This window comes from Bhargavaea beijingensis (assembly GCF_900101985.1).
GTDB classification, from domain to species: Bacteria; Bacillota; Bacilli; order Bacillales_A; family Planococcaceae; genus Bhargavaea; species Bhargavaea beijingensis.
The window spans coordinates 1-16,204 of record NZ_FNAR01000025.1; the positions used below are offsets into that span (position 1 = coordinate 1).

At 59.5% G+C, this 16,204-nt stretch carries 15 protein-coding genes; 3 read left to right on the forward strand and 12 right to left on the reverse strand.

The annotated features are described in order from the left end of the window. Positions 1–397: 397 nt before the first annotated feature. From BLT01_RS13330 to modA, 3 genes are read right to left on the reverse strand one after another with little or no spacing between them, the layout of a single operon-like run. Positions 398–1,048, reverse strand: coding sequence for an ATP-binding cassette domain-containing protein (locus BLT01_RS13330; protein ID WP_092098561.1), 651 nt, complete (start codon positions 1,046–1,048; stop codon positions 398–400). A 5-nt stretch (positions 1,049–1,053) separates the two neighbouring features. Next, the gene (gene modB, locus BLT01_RS13335) at positions 1,054–1,737 is read right to left on the reverse strand and encodes a molybdate ABC transporter permease subunit (protein ID WP_092098563.1); all 684 of its coding nucleotides are present in this window, start codon (positions 1,735–1,737) and stop codon (positions 1,054–1,056) included. Next, on the reverse strand, positions 1,734–2,498 hold the full coding sequence (modA, locus tag BLT01_RS13340) for a molybdate ABC transporter substrate-binding protein (RefSeq protein ID WP_092098565.1): 765 nt from the start codon (positions 2,496–2,498) through the stop codon (positions 1,734–1,736). Before modA ends, modB begins: the two co-directional genes overlap by 4 nt. A gap of 157 nt (positions 2,499–2,655) precedes the next feature. Here modA and BLT01_RS13345 point away from each other — a divergent pair, with 157 nt between their 5' ends. Both BLT01_RS13345 and BLT01_RS13350 read left to right on the forward strand, forming a co-directional pair. Then, entirely contained in the window at positions 2,656–3,081 is a 426-nt protein-coding gene (locus BLT01_RS13345) for a hypothetical protein (protein ID WP_092098567.1), read from the forward strand. Beyond that, positions 3,078–4,919 (forward strand): SEC-C domain-containing protein, encoded by a 1,842-nt coding sequence (locus BLT01_RS13350; RefSeq protein WP_092098569.1) that lies wholly within the window; start codon positions 3,078–3,080, stop codon positions 4,917–4,919. Before BLT01_RS13345 ends, BLT01_RS13350 begins: the two co-directional genes overlap by 4 nt. Before the next feature lie 61 nt (positions 4,920–4,980). Here BLT01_RS13350 and BLT01_RS13355 read toward each other — a convergent pair whose 3' ends face one another. The 9 genes from BLT01_RS13355 to dacB all read right to left on the reverse strand — a co-directional run bounded on the left by BLT01_RS13355 (position 4,981) and on the right by dacB (position 14,599). After that, entirely contained in the window at positions 4,981–5,970 is a 990-nt protein-coding gene (locus BLT01_RS13355) for a DUF4003 family protein (RefSeq protein ID WP_092098571.1), read from the reverse strand. Between the two features lie 202 nt (positions 5,971–6,172). Further along, on the reverse strand, positions 6,173–6,961 hold the full coding sequence (gene trpA / locus BLT01_RS13360) for a tryptophan synthase subunit alpha (RefSeq protein WP_092098573.1): 789 nt from the start codon (positions 6,959–6,961) through the stop codon (positions 6,173–6,175). Then, positions 6,954–8,180, reverse strand: a complete 1,227-nt coding sequence (gene trpB, locus BLT01_RS13365) for a tryptophan synthase subunit beta (protein WP_092098575.1) — start codon at positions 8,178–8,180, stop codon at positions 6,954–6,956. The genes trpA and trpB overlap by 8 nt, the downstream gene beginning before the upstream one ends. Then, positions 8,180–8,797 carry a phosphoribosylanthranilate isomerase gene (locus BLT01_RS13370; protein ID WP_092098577.1) on the reverse strand — a complete coding sequence of 206 codons (618 nt, stop codon included), beginning with the start codon at positions 8,795–8,797 and terminating at the stop codon, positions 8,180–8,182. Before BLT01_RS13370 ends, trpB begins: the two co-directional genes overlap by 1 nt. Next, the gene (gene trpC / locus BLT01_RS13375; RefSeq protein WP_092098579.1) at positions 8,794–9,582 is read right to left on the reverse strand and encodes an indole-3-glycerol phosphate synthase TrpC; all 789 of its coding nucleotides are present in this window, start codon (positions 9,580–9,582) and stop codon (positions 8,794–8,796) included. The genes BLT01_RS13370 and trpC overlap by 4 nt, the downstream gene beginning before the upstream one ends. Beyond that, positions 9,579–10,607, reverse strand: a complete 1,029-nt coding sequence (gene trpD / locus BLT01_RS13380) for an anthranilate phosphoribosyltransferase (RefSeq protein ID WP_092098581.1) — start codon at positions 10,605–10,607, stop codon at positions 9,579–9,581. Before trpD ends, trpC begins: the two co-directional genes overlap by 4 nt. A 32-nt stretch (positions 10,608–10,639) precedes the next feature. Then, on the reverse strand, positions 10,640–11,260 hold the full coding sequence (locus BLT01_RS13385) for an anthranilate synthase component II (protein WP_092098582.1): 621 nt from the start codon (positions 11,258–11,260) through the stop codon (positions 10,640–10,642). Then, positions 11,257–12,627: an anthranilate synthase component I family protein gene (locus tag BLT01_RS13390; protein ID WP_092098584.1), complete on the reverse strand. Its 1,371-nt coding sequence runs from the start codon at positions 12,625–12,627 to the stop codon at positions 11,257–11,259. Before BLT01_RS13390 ends, BLT01_RS13385 begins: the two co-directional genes overlap by 4 nt. A gap of 484 nt (positions 12,628–13,111) precedes the next feature. Then, the gene (gene dacB, locus BLT01_RS13400; protein ID WP_092098588.1) at positions 13,112–14,599 is read right to left on the reverse strand and encodes a D-alanyl-D-alanine carboxypeptidase/D-alanyl-D-alanine endopeptidase; all 1,488 of its coding nucleotides are present in this window, start codon (positions 14,597–14,599) and stop codon (positions 13,112–13,114) included. A gap of 168 nt (positions 14,600–14,767) precedes the next feature. Here dacB and mgtE point away from each other — a divergent pair, with 168 nt between their 5' ends. Further along, a complete protein-coding gene (mgtE, locus tag BLT01_RS13405) occupies positions 14,768–16,126 on the forward strand; it encodes a magnesium transporter (protein WP_092098590.1) in 1,359 nt (452 codons plus the stop codon). Positions 16,127–16,204: the final 78 nt, after the last annotated feature.

Sequence of the window (16,204 nt, forward strand, 5' to 3'; positions counted from 1 at the left end):
AGTTTCATTATCCGTCTCCGCCAGCCCCCATTCCATTAGGGAAAGACCTATCGGAGGGCGGGATTTCCCTTTATCGAGCGGTGAAAAGCGGAATTTTGCAGGCGGGGCAGAATTGTCAGGAAGATAACCGGGGGGCCGGTCTTGTGGCAAGTCGCGGGGCCATGTGACAAGTCTGCAGTTCACGTGGCAACTTCGGAGTCCATGTGGCAAGTCTGCAGTTCATGTGGCAACTTCGGAGTCCATGTGGCAAGTTTGCAGTTCATGTGGCAACTTCGGAGTCCATGTGGCAAGTCGCAAGTCTATGTGGCAAAGTCAGAACCCTTATTGCAAATCGCCTCCCCAAGTTGCACCCTCCCGCCCATTCTGCGCAACTGGCAATAAAAAAAGCCTCCCTTCTTCAAAGGGAAGCTTCAGGTATCGGGAGTTCGGTCATGCGGCCTTTTTCGATCCGGACGATGCGGTCCGCGGTGCGGCAGGCTTCGTCCATGCTGTGGGTGACCATGAGTACGGGGATCTGCCAGTCATCATGGATGCGCATCAGTTCGTTCCGGCAGCGCAGCCGGGTTTCGTCGTCGAGCGCGGAAAACGGCTCGTCCAGCAATAGCAGTTCCGGTTTCATCGCGAGCGCGCGGGCGAGTGCCGTTCGCTGCTTTTCGCCGCCGGAGATTTCATGCGGGTACTTGTCCATGAGCGGCCGGATGCCGAGCAGCTCCGTGAGTTCCCTGACATGGGGCGGCTCGGGCTGGCCGGGAAGCCCGAACAGGATGTTTTCACGCACGGTCATATGGGGGAAAAGCGCGTAGTCCTGGAACAGGTAGCCGACGCGGCGGTCCTGGATGCGGAGCGGTTTCCGCCCTTTTTCCGCAAATACGCGCCCGCCGAGTTCAATCCGACCGGCGTCAGGCGCGACCGTTCCGGCAAGGCAGTTCAGGAACGTCGTCTTGCCCGAGCCGGAAGGGCCGACAATCGCGACGATTTCCCGGTCCATTGCAAACTCCGCATGCAGGTCAAATTCCGGCAGTTTTTTGGTGAATTCCGCTTTCAGCACCCCGCTCACTCCCTTCCCCGTCTTCTGGCTGTCTTCCGGCGCCAGCCGTTCAGCCAGGTGATGGCGGCAAGGCCAAGCAGCGTGATGAGGACGACCCAGAATATCGCCTCTCCTATGATGCCCGCCTCATAGGAAAAATAGATGGCAAGAGGAACGGTGACGGTCTCCCCCGGGATGAACCCGGCAATCATGAGCGTTGCCCCGAATTCCCCGATGCCACGGGCAAATGCCAGGACAAGCCCTGCCAAAATGCCCGGCCAGGCAAGCGGGAACGTGACTTTCCGGAAAATCCGCCATTCGCTGACGCCCATCGTGCGCGCGACGTTTTCCCATCTCGGGTCGACCTTCTCGAACGCCGCCTGCACGCTCTGATACATGAGGGGCAGCGACACGACGAACGAAGCAATCACCGCGCCAATCCAGGTAAAGACGACCCGGATGCCGAACCAGTCCTCGAGCAGGCGGCCGGCGGGACCGTTCACGCCGAACAGCATGATGAGCCCGAATCCGACAACGGTCGGCGGCAAAACGAGCGGCAGCAAGATCAGCGCCTCGGCCGCGCTTTTGCCCGGGAATTCCCGGCGCCCCATGAACCGGGCGAGGGCAATTCCCGTGACCGCCGCAAGCAGCGTGGACAGCAGGGCGACGCGGAGCGACAGGGCGAGCGGCGAAAGGTCCGGGACCGTCACTTGCCGCCCTCCGGCAGCGAGAAGCCGTAGTCTTCGATGACCCGCCGTCCTTTATCGCCTGTCAGCAATTGAAGAAATTCCCGGGCCGCGTCCGGATTTTCCGCCTGTTCAGCAATCCCAGCCGGATAAACGATCCGGGTCTCTCCGGGCGGAAGTTCGCCGACAACTTCCACTTTGTCTGAAATCACTGCATCCGACATATAGATAATGCCGAAGTCTGTATTGCCGCTTTCCGCGTATGTCAGCACCTGCCGCGCGTCTTTGCCGTACACCAGGCGCCCGTCCAGCATGTCCCACAAGCCGGATGTGGAAAGGGATTCCTTCGTATAGAGTCCTAGCGGCACGCTGTCCGGCTGACCGACGGCGATGTTGCCTTCGGGGTTCCGCAACACGTCCGCGATATCTCCTTCAACCGTGTCTGCCGAAACGAGGACCAGCCGGTTTCCCGCGAACGGGATGATGGTGTCTTCATCTATGTAGCCGGCGTGAGCCGCCTTGTCCATGTCTTCATTGCTGGCCGACAAAAACAGGTCGAACGGCGCCCCCTGCTCGATCTGGGTCCGGAGCTTCGCCGAGGATCCATAATTGATGACAAGTTCGGTGTCGGGATGCGACTCCCTGAACTCAGGTTCCAGTTCCCCGATTGCATCCATCAGGCTTGCGGCGGCAGAAATGCGCAGCGGCTTTTCCTCATCCGCCCCCGATGCCCGGCAGCCGGTCAAAAGCACGGCGGCCGCGGCAAGCGCGATGATCTTCTTCATGCCCGTCCCCCCTTTTCTTTAAAAAGTAGTCGAGCACGTCCTCCTTGTCAAACCCTCTCAGGGAATTCCCTGTATCCCCGGCAAATCTCCCCCGTCTTCCGGGAATTCCCTATTTCCTATGCTATACTGGTAGAAAAGTCTGAAAGGGTTGACAACTATGCCGGGACCTGCTTTAAAACAACTTCATGCCCATCACGCAATCCATCAGGGTGCGCTTACGGGCGCGATCCAGAAAACCGATGAAGTCAAACGTCTGTTAAAAGCCGGTGAGGACGAGGTCGCGAAAATGGCGGCCGACCATCTCCTCGAATATTGGGAAACCCGCATCATCGCCCATGCCGATGCCGAGGAAGATGGATTCTACCAGGAAATGGTCGGCCTGCACCCGGAGCTGGAGCCCGCGGTCACCCAGCTGACACGCGATCACGACCTGCTGAGAACCATCGCAACGGACATCAAGAAGATGCTCTCGAATCATGGTCTGACCCAGGATGTCATTCAGCAGTTTGAGGCGCTGATCGTGGTCAATGACATCCACAGCCGTGATGAAGAACGCATGCTTCTGGACGAGCCGAACCGATGAAGGCCCAAGAGCGGATGGCTGCCGCCAAGCGCAATGACCCGTGCCCGTGCGGCAGCGGCAAGAAATACAAAAAATGCTGCGGAGCCGAAAAGGACCGCGAGCGGCTCGAACAGGAAATCGACCAAGACATCGGTTGCGTCCTGGAAGGCTTTTTCGCCGCTCATCCGACCCCTTCCGAACTGCAGGAGCTGACCGCGATGCGGCGTGATGAAGGAAAAGTGCTCGCTTCTCTCCACGGCGAGGAAGAGGCCGGCATGATCCTCGGCGACCTGTACTTTTTCCAGAAGCGGGCCGATATCTGGAACGATTACATCCGGAAGGCAGCTGAAAAAGAGACCCGTGAAAAAGTCAGGTCAGTACTGGAAGGCTTCCGGGATCCCCTGCTCCTCGCTCTTCTCGTGATAGAGGCGGACTTCCACACAATTCATGTTGAGGACGTGCTGTCGGGAGACACCTTCCACCTTGTCGCCGGGCCGACTATCCGTGCTAGCGTGGGCGATGTGCTGATCGGCTTTTTCGTGAAGGATGAAAGAGCCGCAGGGCGTCTGATGCCGCTCAACAGCCTCGTCACCGCGGAAGGCGCGGAAAATGAGACGATAGAAAAACTGCAGCAGGCCGCTTCCGGGAAAGACACCCGGTCGTTTTTCCGGGAGCATCCCCTTGCCGCCTACAGGTTGTTCGGCCACGTCATCGAGGAAACGGCTCTCCCGGAAAGCATCTCCGCTGCTACAGAGGCGCTGGAGCGCTTCATGATCGATGAAGACCTGAAAGATGACCGCATCGTCGAAGGGTTCTTCCACTATCTCGGCAACAAGGGGGACGTTCCGGAAGGCGCCGTTGCAGGGGCTGTCTGGCACGGCATCCGTTCCGGCGTATTTGGCCTCAACTGGTCGCTGGCTGAGACAGCCGGCCGTTTCGGTGCGGAACCGGACACCGTTCAAGGTTTCGCACAGGAGTTTGGCCGTTTTATGGATGAGGCAGCGGCTCAGGAAGACGCCGAGGCTCCCGTCTATGCCCTTGGTGCCGGCACCGATCCGATGCCGGCGGAGTTTAGCAACTGGCAGATGTATATGCACCTGAAGGACGCTGAAGTCACAGACGAAAAGGCGCTCAGGCGGCTCATGGAAGTCTACGAAGACCATCCATACATGCCGCGTTCCGCCAAAGAGGAAGCGCAGGTCCGCGCCTATGAAGCCTATCTCGCAAAAGATCCGGAACTGCGCAGGGAAAAGGCCCTTGAAGCTCTGCAGCTTGACCCTGAAAACGCCGACGCACTCATGCTTCAGGCAGAGCGGACAAAAGACCAGGACGAGCAACTGGCCCTTCTGCGCCGGTCTGCCGCTTCCGCTGAAAGGCAGTTTGAGCCCGACATGGAGATTGCCTGGGGATATGTGCCAAACCGGCAATACCTGCGCGCGCGATTCCAAATCGCTGTCCGGCTCTGGGAAGAGGGGCGGATGGAAGAAACATTCGATGAACTCTATATCCTCCTCCAGCTGAATCCGGGAGACCATCAGGGAGCGCGCTATGTCGCCTTGTCGGCCCTGGTTACCCTCGGGCGGCTGGACGAAGCGGAGAGCCTGATTGCCCACTATGAAGAGCCCGATGCGGACAATGCCTTTTTTGCCTGGTTCCGGTGGGCAATTGAACGGAAAAAGAACTTGCTTTCCCCAGCAGCGGAAGGCGCATTCCGAATCGCCGAAGAGCAGAACCCTTACGCCGTTAAATATGTACGCAACAGGCCGGAGCGCGACCCGTATCCGACAAGCGCGGCGTTCACGCCCCGCTCACCCGAAGAGGCGCGGCTCATCTGGACGCTGCTTGATAAGACCCTGTAAATGAACGAATCCCGCAACGCCATGCCAGGCCTTGCGGGATTCGCTTTTTTTCATGCACCGGTCAGGAGCCACCGTCTCCTCCGCCCCCGGCGGCTGCCGCGGCAGCCGCCGCGGCTGCGCCGCTCGATGCCATGATCGCCTGCTGGGCGCGGAGCACCTGCTCCACGGATGCGGCGATGCCGACATGGGCTGCCTGCTCTCCTGTCGTCAGTTCCATGAGTACCGACTGGATGGCGGCGGACAGCGCCATTTCTTTGTACCAGCGGAACAGTTTCATCTCCGAAAGCACTTTTGCCGTTTCTACAATGCACTCCACTTGGGGTTGTTCCACGTGGAACACGGTGAGTAATCCGATTGCCGGATAGTGGATTGGCTTAACCTTCAGCCCCTCCGCCTTTAGCCGGCCGCGGATTTCAGAAGCTTTTTCCACCCGGTTTTCATCATAGGCGGCATTGCCGTAAGTGATCGTCTGGGACATCCACTGCAGCTCGTTCCCGAACCGGAAGCCACACATCTTTAAATCCTGATAATAGCGGTGCATGATGTCTGCCAGCTCCGATGGACGGTCCGCCTGGCCGCCGAGCAGCACGGCGAAAGTGTAGTCGTCATCTGATGTCAGGAATCGGTGCCGGCGCTTCATTTCATCGTAAAGCATCTTCCCGGCAATCGCTTCGCGGCGGACCTCCCCCTCCTCATCCGGAAGCAGCGTCGCTGCCAGATAGGAGTGGATCGTGTTTCTGAATCCGAGTTCGCGGAGAATCTCCTGTTTTTCGAACAGATTTTCCGCCAACTCCTGCGCACCTTCACCCGACGCGTCCAGCAGCGCGGAGATCAGAGGGTGGAACTGGCCCCGTACCGGAGAAAAGAGGCCGGAACGCTTTTTCAGTGCATCGGCGACTTCCCGGAGTCTCCGCGCATCAAGTTCTTTATCACCCATTGCGTAGATCCCCGCAATCGACAGCAGTACCCGCTTGTCGACCGTCCAACTGAACAGGTTCACGAGTTTCGGATAGATCGTCTCATAGCGATTCTTGATCATGGTCGCTTCCATTCGGCTCACCCCTCTTCACTGGTATACGGACTGGCGCTGCAAGAGTTTCGACTTTTTAGCCCGTTCCAACGTGAATATTCACATGCCGCCAGGGAAATATCAGCATCCCTCTCCGAAAGATCACCAACCTCCGGCGAATGATCACCAACAGGTGATGCAGCTGAAAAAGGACATCCCGCTCACCCGGGATGCCCTCCAACCATTATTCCGCCGCCACCGCGATGTTTTTTGCGGAGCTGATCAGCTCTTTAATCAATTCCCTGTCTTCGCGGTGCAGGGCGTCGACGATGGCGCTGCCGACGATGACGCCGTCAGCCGTGCGGCCGAAATCCCGGACCTGGTCCGGCGCCGAGATGCCGAAGCCGGCGAGAACGGGGATCGTTGCCATCTCTTTGAGCTGCTCCAGTCGGCTGTCAGTCGTGCCGCCGAAGCTGTCGCGGACGCCGGTGATGCCGTCGACAGTGACTGCGTAGATGAACCCTTCCGCAGCTTCCGCGATTTTCCGGATGCGTTCTTCCGGAGCGGACAGCGGGATCAGTCGGATCAGGTCGATGCCGTTCATCCGGAGGCAATCCTCGAGCGGCTCGCTTTCCTCGAACGGGACATCCGGCACGATGACGCCGGCAATACCGGCCTCCTGGCAGTCGTTTGCAAATCCCGCCATGCCGTAGCTGAGGACTGGATTCAGGTAAGTCATGAAGATGATCGGGATGTGTACGTCGTCACGAATCACTTTTACTTCTTCAATGACCGCCTTGAGCGTCGTGCCCGCCGCAAGTGCGCGGAGGCCCGCTTCCTGGATGACCGGTCCGTCGGCGGCCGGGTCGGAAAACGGGATGCCGAGTTCCACTGCCGTCGCGCCCGCTTCCTGCAAAAACAGGAGATCCTCCTTGAGGCGCCCGAGCCCCCCGTCGCCCGCCATGATGTACGGGACAAATGCGCAGCCTCCGGATTCGCGTGCCTCAAGGATCGCTTTTGTAATCTCAGACATGTCCGTTTCCTCCCTTCAGCGCATCGCGCACGGTCATGACATCCTTGTCGCCGCGCCCGGACAGGCAGATGACGACGATTTCGTCAGAAGACATGCCGGATGCAAGTTCCACCGCGTAATGCACGGCGTGTGAGCTCTCGAGCGCGGGCAGGATGCCTTCCTTACGGCTGAGCATCTTCAGCGCCTCCAGGGCCTGTTCGTCCGTGACCGACGTGTAGGTCACACGCCCCGTATCGCGGAAGTGCGAATGCTCAGGGCCGGCACCCGGATAGTCGAGACCAGCCGAGATGGAATGGGCCTCATTGATCTGGCCCGCCTCATCCTGAAGGAGGTACATGAAGGCGCCGTGCAGCGCGCCCGGTCGGCCGCCTGTGAGGGCTGCCGCATGTTTGCCTGTTTCAATGCCGCTCCCCGCAGCCTCGACGCCGTAGAGGGCGACCTCCGTGTCGTCTACGAACGGGTGGAACATGCCGATCGAGTTGCTGCCGCCGCCGACGCAGGCGACGACCGCATCCGGCAGGCGCCCTTCCTTCTCCAGGATCTGGTGCCGGGTCTCGACGCCGATCACCCGCTGGAAGTCCCTGACGATTTCCGGGAACGGGTGCGGCCCGAGTGCAGAACCGATGACATAGTGTGTGTCTGAGACATTCGCCACCCAGTAACGGAGTGCCTCATTGACCGCGTCCTTCAGCGTGCCGGAACCCTGGTCGACGGAGACGACGGATGCGCCCAGCAGTTCCATCCGGAAGACGTTCAGCTCCTGTCGCCGGATGTCCTCTTTGCCCATGAACACGAGGCACTCCATGTCGAGCAGCGCGCACGCGGTCGCGGTGGCCACGCCGTGCTGTCCCGCTCCGGTCTCCGCGATGATCTTCGTTTTGCCCATCCGCTTGGCAAGAAGCGCCTGACCGATCGCATTATTGATCTTGTGCGCGCCGGTATGGTTCAGGTCTTCACGCTTTAGGTAGACTTTTGCACCGCCCGCGGCTTCCGTCAGACGTTCTGCGAAGTACAGCGGGTTTTCACGCCCCACGTAGTCCTTCAGGTAGTGATCCAGCTTTTCCACAAACTTCGGATCTTCCTTCGCATCCCGGTATGCCGTCTCGAGTTCAAGAAGCGCCGGCATGAGCGTTTCGGGGACGAAGCGGCCCCCGTATTCCCCAAAGCGCCCGGCTTTATCGGGTGCTTGGTATATGTTCTTTTCTTTTGTATTCACCATCAGGCCTCTCCCCTTTCCTTCACGGCACGGATAAATCCTCGGATCAGCTCCGGGTCTTTCCGTTTTTCCCGTTCCACGCCGCTCGATACGTCGAGCGCAAACGGCATTGTCTGCCTGACCGCCTCCGCGGCATTGCCGGCGTTGAGCCCGCCGGCGATGATTGTCCGTTCCCGCGGAATGCCGGCGTCGGCAAGAAGCGACCAGTCAAACACATTTCCGCTGCCGCCCCGGAAGTCGGTGCCCGGCGCGTCGAACAGATAGTAATCCACGTCAAATCGGGCCGCACGGCGGACGTCCTCCGCCGTCCGGACGGAAAATGCTTTGATCGACGGCAGGCCGATTTCCCGGATCTGTTCCGGTGTCTCGTCGCCATGATACTGCACATAATCAAGCGGGACATTCCGGAAGACGGTGCGGAGCTCCTCCGAATCCGGATTCACGAAGACGCCAACTTTCTTGACGTTCTCCGGTACCCGGGCCGCGAGTTCTGCCGCCCATTTCATATCGATCCGCCTCCGGCTCGGAGCGAAGACGAACCCGATGGCATCCGCCCCCGCGTCAACGGCGGCTCTGACATGCTCGGCTTCCATGAGCCCACAGATTTTCACTTTTGTCATGGCCGGAGCACCCCATCCGCTTCGCGATAGGTGCGGATGGCCGCACCCGGGTCGCCGCTCCGCATGAGCGACTCACCGACGAGGATGGCATCCGCGCCGTTTTCGCGGACGCGTGCGGCGTCCTCCGCCGACATGATCCCGCTTTCGGAGACAAGATACCGTCCTGGCTTTTTGCCGGCACGCGCTGTAAGCCGCGCCGTGTTGCCGAGGTCGACGCTGAATGTCTTCAGGTCGCGGTTGTTGATGCCGATAAATGCCGGGTCCAGTTCAAGCGCGCGGTCCATTTCTTCCTCGTCATGCACTTCGACGAGGACATCGAGCCCCGCCGACTTGGCATAGGCGTGCAGTTCACGGAGCCGCTCCTGAGGCAGCGCCGCCACGATCAGGAGGACCACGGAAGCACCCGCCTGGAGCGCCCGGTCGATCTGCAGCTCATCGATGACAAAGTCCTTGCAGAGGATCGGAATCCGGACGGCTTCCGCCACCGCGGCCAGATCTTGATAGGAACCTTTGAAAAAGGCCTCTTCGGTCAGGACGGAGATGCAGGAAGCACCCGCCTGTTCATAGCGCAGTGCCTGCTCGGCCGGGTCCGCGTCCGCGTTGATGATGCCTTTTGACGGGGAGGCCCGCTTGACTTCGGCGATGACCCCGAGGCCGTCCTTGGCGTCAAATGAATCCGACAAACGCGGCCTACTGTACCGGATCGCCGGCGTGGCCGGGATTTCTTCCCTCAGGGAGGGGAGTCGTTTCCGTTTTTCTTCAAGAATATCGTCCAAGATCGTCATGGCGTGACCGCCTCCTTTGCCTGCTGGTGGAACCGGATGACGGATTCCAGCTTTTCCATCGCTTTTCCGGACAGAATGATGTCTTTTGCAAGTTCAACGCCTTCCTTGGCTGTTTCCGCGCGTCCTGCGGCAAACAGGCCGATACCCGCATTGAATGCGACGGCATCGAATTTCGGGCCGCGGGCGCCGCCGAGGACCGAGCGGAGGATTTCCGCGTTTTCCCGGCCGTCCCCTCCCTTAAGGGCGGACAATGGTGCGGACTCGAGTCCCACGTCTTCAGCTTCGAGCGTGAACGGGATCAGGTCGCCGTTGTCCAGCAGCACGAAGTCATTCGGTCCCGCAAGAGAGGCCTCATCCATGCCGCCGGCTCCGCAGACGACGATCGCGCGCTTGCGTCCTTGCATCCGGAGAACCGACGCATAGTTCATCGTGAAGTCTTTCCGGCTGATGCCGGTGAACTGCGATGCCAGCGGGACCGGGTTCGTCAGCGGACCCGTCAGGTTGAAGATCGTGCGCCGCCCGAGCCGTGCCCGGATCTGTCCGATGCGCTTCATTTTCGGATGGAGACGAGGCGCAAAGAGAAAAGCGATGCCTTCTTCGCGCAGCTGCCTGACCGCCTCTTCCATGTCCTGTTCAAGCCCGAGGCCGAGCGCTTCCAGCACATCGGAGCTGCCCGACCGGCTGGAGATTTTCCGGTTGCCGTGCTTTGCGACCGGAACGCCTGCTGCGGCCAGGACGAATGCCGACGTCGTGCTGATGTTGAAGCTGTCCGAACCGTCGCCTCCCGTCCCGCAGTTGTCGGTGTAAGGCGCTTCCGGGAGTTCCGGGACAATTGCCATGCCGCGTGTCACCTCGGCAAGCGCCGCCACCTCGTAGGCTGTCTCTCCCTTGTCGGCAAGTGCCGCGAGGAATTCACCGACCTCTTCTTCTTTTGTGCGCTCGTCAAACATGAACAGCGCGGCCTCCGTCATTTCCTCGTAGCTCAGATCGTTGCCGTTCCGTACTTTCTGTGTGAACTCTCTCATCTCTGCTCCACTCTCCTCTGCTCTCTATCGTGTTAAAGTCCGGGAATCCGCTCGGGTCCCGATGCATTCTGTTTATTGAAGGCCTTGGCTTCTTCCAGGAAAGCGGCAAGCAGCCGCTCCCCCTTTTCCGTTCCGACCGACTCCGGATGGAACATGAGCCCGTAGACCGGATGCCGGTCATGCCGCACAGCCATGACTGTGTTGTCGTCCATCGAATAGGCGTCCGCGTGCAGCACTTCCGGCAGCGCCCCTTCGTCAAGTGCCGCCGAGTGGCAGCACATCACGCGGAGCGGCTGGGGAAGATAGGCGAACAGTCCGCCTCGCTTGTGCCGAACCATGGCCGGCTTGCCGTGCCGGATTTGGGTACGCCGGCTTTCCTCTTCTCCATAGGCGGCCGCGATGATCAGCTGGCCGAGGGAAACGCCGAGTATCGGGACATCCGCCCCGAACTCCCGGACGATCCCGACCGATTCCGGCCAGTTTTCCGGACTCCCCGGTCCTGATGACAGAATGATCGCCGACGGGCCGAAGCGCTCGACCTTCGACAGTGTCGCAGCCTTGGCGTCCAGGATGCCGATGTCCTCACCGAGCACGGCGAGGGCGCCGGACAGGTTCTGGGTGAAAGAGTCTTCATGATCGATCAGCAAAATCATTTGACCACCTCCGTGAGCGAACGGGCTTTGTTTTCCGTCTCCTTGTATTCGAGCTCAGGCCGGGAATCGTGGACGACCCCGGCACCTGCCCGTACCGAAGCGATGCCGTCCTGGATAAAGAAGGTCCGGATGGCGAGCGCCATGTCCATGTTGCCGTTAAAACCGATGTAGCCGACAGATCCCCCATACAGGCCTCGCAGCGACGGCTCCAACCGGTCGATCAGCGCCATCGCCCTGCCCTTCGGTGCGCCGGTCACCGTACCGGCCGGCAGGCATGCCCGGATGGCATCGAACGCATCCGCCCCCTCCTTCAGCTGCCCTTCCACTTCGGAAACGAGATGCATGACGTGCTCATAGCGGACGACTTCCTGGTAGGCGGTCACCTTGACCGTCCCCGGCACAGCGGTTTTCGCGATGTCATTGCGCCCGAGGTCGACAAGCATGTCGTGTTCGGCCAATTCTTTCGGGTCTGCGAGCAGTTCCGTCTCGAGCGCCCGGTCTTCTTGCCGGTCTTTTCCCCGGCGGCGGGTGCCGGCGATCGGGTTCATCGAAAGGATGCCGTCCTTGGCCTTCACGACACTTTCCGGGGAAGTCCCGACGATGACCGTCTCTTCCAGGTCGATGATGTACATGTACGGCGACGGGTTGCGCCGGCGGAGCCGGCGGTACAGGCCAAACGGGCTGCCGGAAAACGGTGCGCTCAGTTCCCGTGACAGGACAACCTGGTACAGCTCGCCTGCCTCGATGGCATCAATCCCCTGCCTTACGGCTTCTTCAAAAGCTTCTTTTTCGGTATCCGATGTGAACTCGCCGAGCGTGAAGGATATTGTTTCCGGCTCACCGCCGGAGAGTATCTGGGACTCGATCCGGTCAAGCTCATCATCTGCCGGTCCGTCCCCGAGATCGGTGCGGACAATCGAGACCGTGCCCTCCAGATGGTCGAAGACGATGACCGTACTGTAGACGTTAAGAAGCACATCAGGCCCTGATCCGCCGTTTACTTTATGTTCTCCCGCACCGTATCCGATCGCCCCGACGGCGCCTCCCGCAAACGGGAAGGCTTCCGGAGACGCGACCCTCGGCAGCAGCCGCTGGAGCAGCCCGAGTGGCTCGCCCTCGTGACGGAACACCCTGCCCGTCCTGCAGTTCCATTCTTCAAGGACACGGCCTTCTGCGCGGTACGTCTTCACCGGATCCTGCCCGATATAGGAATAGCGCCCCGGCCCGTCATGCGCGCCCGAGCTTTCCAGCATGAATTTCCTCTGCCCTTTCAGCCTTCCGAATACGGCGACCGGCGTAAGCGCATCCGCCGCGATCCTCCTGACAGCCACCCTTCCGGTTCCTTTTTGTTCTCTGACTGTGCTCATCTCTGCTCAGCTCCTCTTTTTGGGGAAAATAAAAAGTCCCCCGCAACAGGCACAGCAGTCCTGTTGCGGAGGACGGAAAAAATCCGCGTTGCCACCTCCGGTTGGGGCAGATCGCCCCCTCTCGGCCATGCCGCAGACTGCGGCATGCTCCCTTAACGCGGGAAGGTCGTCCGCCGGGCTGTGGCCGCGGCGGCTCTCGTAAGTCCATTCGCATGCGGGGCGCTCCGGCTTCCACCTGCCGCCGGCTCTCTTGGCCGCCTGGCGCATGCTACTCCTCTTACTCTGCAATTTCTCTGCTATGCTATGCTGTGCTCTGCTTTTTGATCCAAGGGCGATGCCGCTCCCGGCACCTTCTGCCCCAGCCGGACTAAAAAGTTATCACTCATCTTACATTGTTTAGAATTGAGCGTCAAGTTAAATTAAGCCAATAAGTGCTCCGAAGCGGAACCTGCGGCATTACCCACAATCGTGAGCCTTCACCGGATCAATCCAGCTCCGCGATGGCTTCCGCAATCTCATCCTGGATCGGGGTGACGGAGTCCGCCAGGTAATTGTTGAACAGGATGGAGAAGATGTATTCCTCCCCGTTTTCCGCGGTCACGTAGCCGGACAGCGTTGAGACGCCGGTCAGCGATCCGGTCTTCGCTTTTACATTCTCAGCCGCCCCGGTGCCCTTCATGCGGTTGCGGAGCGTGCCGCCGGTCATCCGGTCCGGATGACCCGCGACAGGAAGCGACTTGAGGAAGACCGGGAACCATGGCTCGGTCTGGACTTTGTAAAGAAGGACGGACAGTTGCTCCGCAGTCACAAGGTTTTTGTGCGACATGCCGGAACCGTCGCGCAGACGCATGCCGGCCGGGTCCAGTCCGTACCCCGCGAGCACGTCCTCCATCACGCCAAGTCCTGCATCCCACGAGCCTTCACCCGCAGCCGCGCGGCCCATTTCCTTCACAAGCACTTCCGCATGGCCGTTATTGCTGAGCTTCATGAATGGGATGTACAGCTCACTGAGCGGCATCGATTTCTTCGAGGCGAGGGTTGCCGCGCCTTCAGGGGTTGCCCCTTCGGCCAGCTTCCCGGAAATCGTGATGCCCTCCTGTTTAAGGGCCTGTTTGAACAGATCAAGCGCGTACATCGTCGGATCCTCGACTGCCGTCCATGAACGGGAAGCAGTCGCGCCGACCGGAATCGTGCCCTTGATCACGATGTGATTCGTCCCGTGCTCGCGGGTGATGGAAATCGATTTCTTCCCGTCTTTGGCGACCGTCTCTGCCCGGTTATCGATCGTCACCGATTCAGTGAACGGATCGAGCGTCACTTCCGCCTCCGCACCCGCTTCCTTGGCCGGGTTGACGTTCACAATGACCGTGCCTGCGTCATAGTCGGTGTTCGGCGAAGCGGTCAGCGCCGACACGCCGGCTCCGGTATAGTTGTGCTCATCGGACCAGTTCAGGTCCTCCGACAAAAGCACATCATCAAACCAGCTGTCATCCGCAATCAGGTTGCCGTGGACTTTCTTGACGCCCTTCGCCTTCACATCCTTTGCAAACTGTGCAAAATCCTCCTTGAGAAGCGTCGGGTCGCCTTTGCCCCGAAGGTACAGATCACCGCGCAAAACGCCGCCCGGATTCAGCTTGCCGGTATGGAGGACATCTGTCGTGAACCGGTGGTCCGGACCGAGCACTTCAAGCGCCGCGACCCCAGTCAGGATTTTCATGTTGGAGGCTGGATGAAGCAGCAGGTCATCCGTATGGCCGTAAACGGTCTCTCCCGTCGATGCCTTTGTGACATTTACTCCGAATGTGGCGCCGTCCAGCCTCGGGTCTTTGAGGATTTCGTTCAGTGCGTTGCCGAGCACAGCATCGTCTTCTGTCGCGACAGCGGGCTGCAGGCCGGGTGCGGTGCCTGCGGGAATGAGAAGAAGTGCGGAAAGCGTCATTGCGGAGAGCCATTTTTTCTTCGTAGCCGGCATGGGACATCCCCCTTAAGAATGAGTTTGAATCAGTTTATCAATAACATTCTGAATTCTCCATCTTATGTTTGACTTATTTTCTTCTTGCATGTGCGGGAGAAAAGTCCTGCGTGCAGACTAAGCCCCGGCCGTTTGGGTATAGTGGATATAGTGAAAGGAGGCGGTAACATGGTTGCTGATATTCGTCCCGAACAGCTGACCATCGCCCTGATCCGGCAGCTGAAGGCAGGCGACCGGACGGGTTTTTCAAAGCTGTTTTTGGATTTGCGCCCCTATGACCAGGCGGTGCAATATACGGAAATTCCGAAAAAGCATCACCAACTGATCCTGGAATGGCTTGACCTCGCGACTATTACGGAGATGCTTCCGTATCTGAAGCCCGACGACCAGATCGAATTCATCCGGTCACTCGACCCCGACAAGGCGATTCCGGTGCTTGATATGATGCAAAATGATGACCTTGCAGCCATGCTGACGGATCTTGAGCCGGAGGAGATTGACCGGCTGACCGGCCAGATGCTCAAGGAAGAGGCGGAAAGCGTCCGGAAAATCCTCGATTATCCGGTGGAGACGGCCGGCCGCATCATGACCAACCGGTATGTCTGGGTGCATGAGGACTATACGGTCGGGCAGGCGGTCGAAAAGCTGAAAAACTACAGCGACTACGCGGAATACTTGAACTATACATATGTCATCAACAGCAACAAGCAGCTCATCGGCGTCTTGTCGTACCGCCAACTGCTGCTGACCGATGCGGACACGCCGGTCAGTGACATCATGTACCGCCGCGTCATTTCGGCGAATGCGCGGACAGACCAGGAAGATGTGGCCAAGCAGTTTGCGCGATATGATTTCGTCGCAATCCCAGTCACGGATGATGACAATGTCCTTGTCGGGATCATTACTGTGGACGACGTGATCGATGTCATCGTCCAGGAAGCGGACGAGGATATCGAGATGCTGATGGCGAGCGGTAAGCAGATCGACTTCCGGACCAAACCACTGACGGCCGCCATGAGGCGACTGCCGTGGTTGATCCTGCTTCTCTTTATCGGTCTCGTATCGGGAAGCATCATCAGCGGATTCGAGGACACGCTCAGCCAGGTGGTCGCCCTCGCATTCTTCATGCCGCTGATCGCCGGGATGACAGGGAACACCGGGACGCAGTCACTGTCGATCATCGTCCGCGGCCTTGCAACGGAGGACCTGGATCTGAAGACGGCCATCAAAGTCGTTTTACGGGAACTCCTGGTGGGGGTCATCATCGGAATCGTCTGCGGTGTGCTCATCTCGATCATTGCGTATATCTGGCAGGGCAGCTTCGTTCTCGGCATCGTCGTCGGGTCGTCGCTGATTATCACGCTCATCATCGGGACGCTCGCGGGCACGGTCATCCCGCTTGTCCTCAGCCGTTTCAAGTTCGATCCGGCGGTGGCAAGCGGCCCCCTCATCACGACCGTCAACGACATCCTGTCGCTCCTGATCTACTTCGGGATTGCGACCATGTTCCTGAACTACCTGACTTGAGAACAGCAAGAACCGCTGGCCGCCCATCACGGGGGGCTCAGCGGTTTTGTCTTTTTGTCGTCTAGAGCAGGGAAGCAG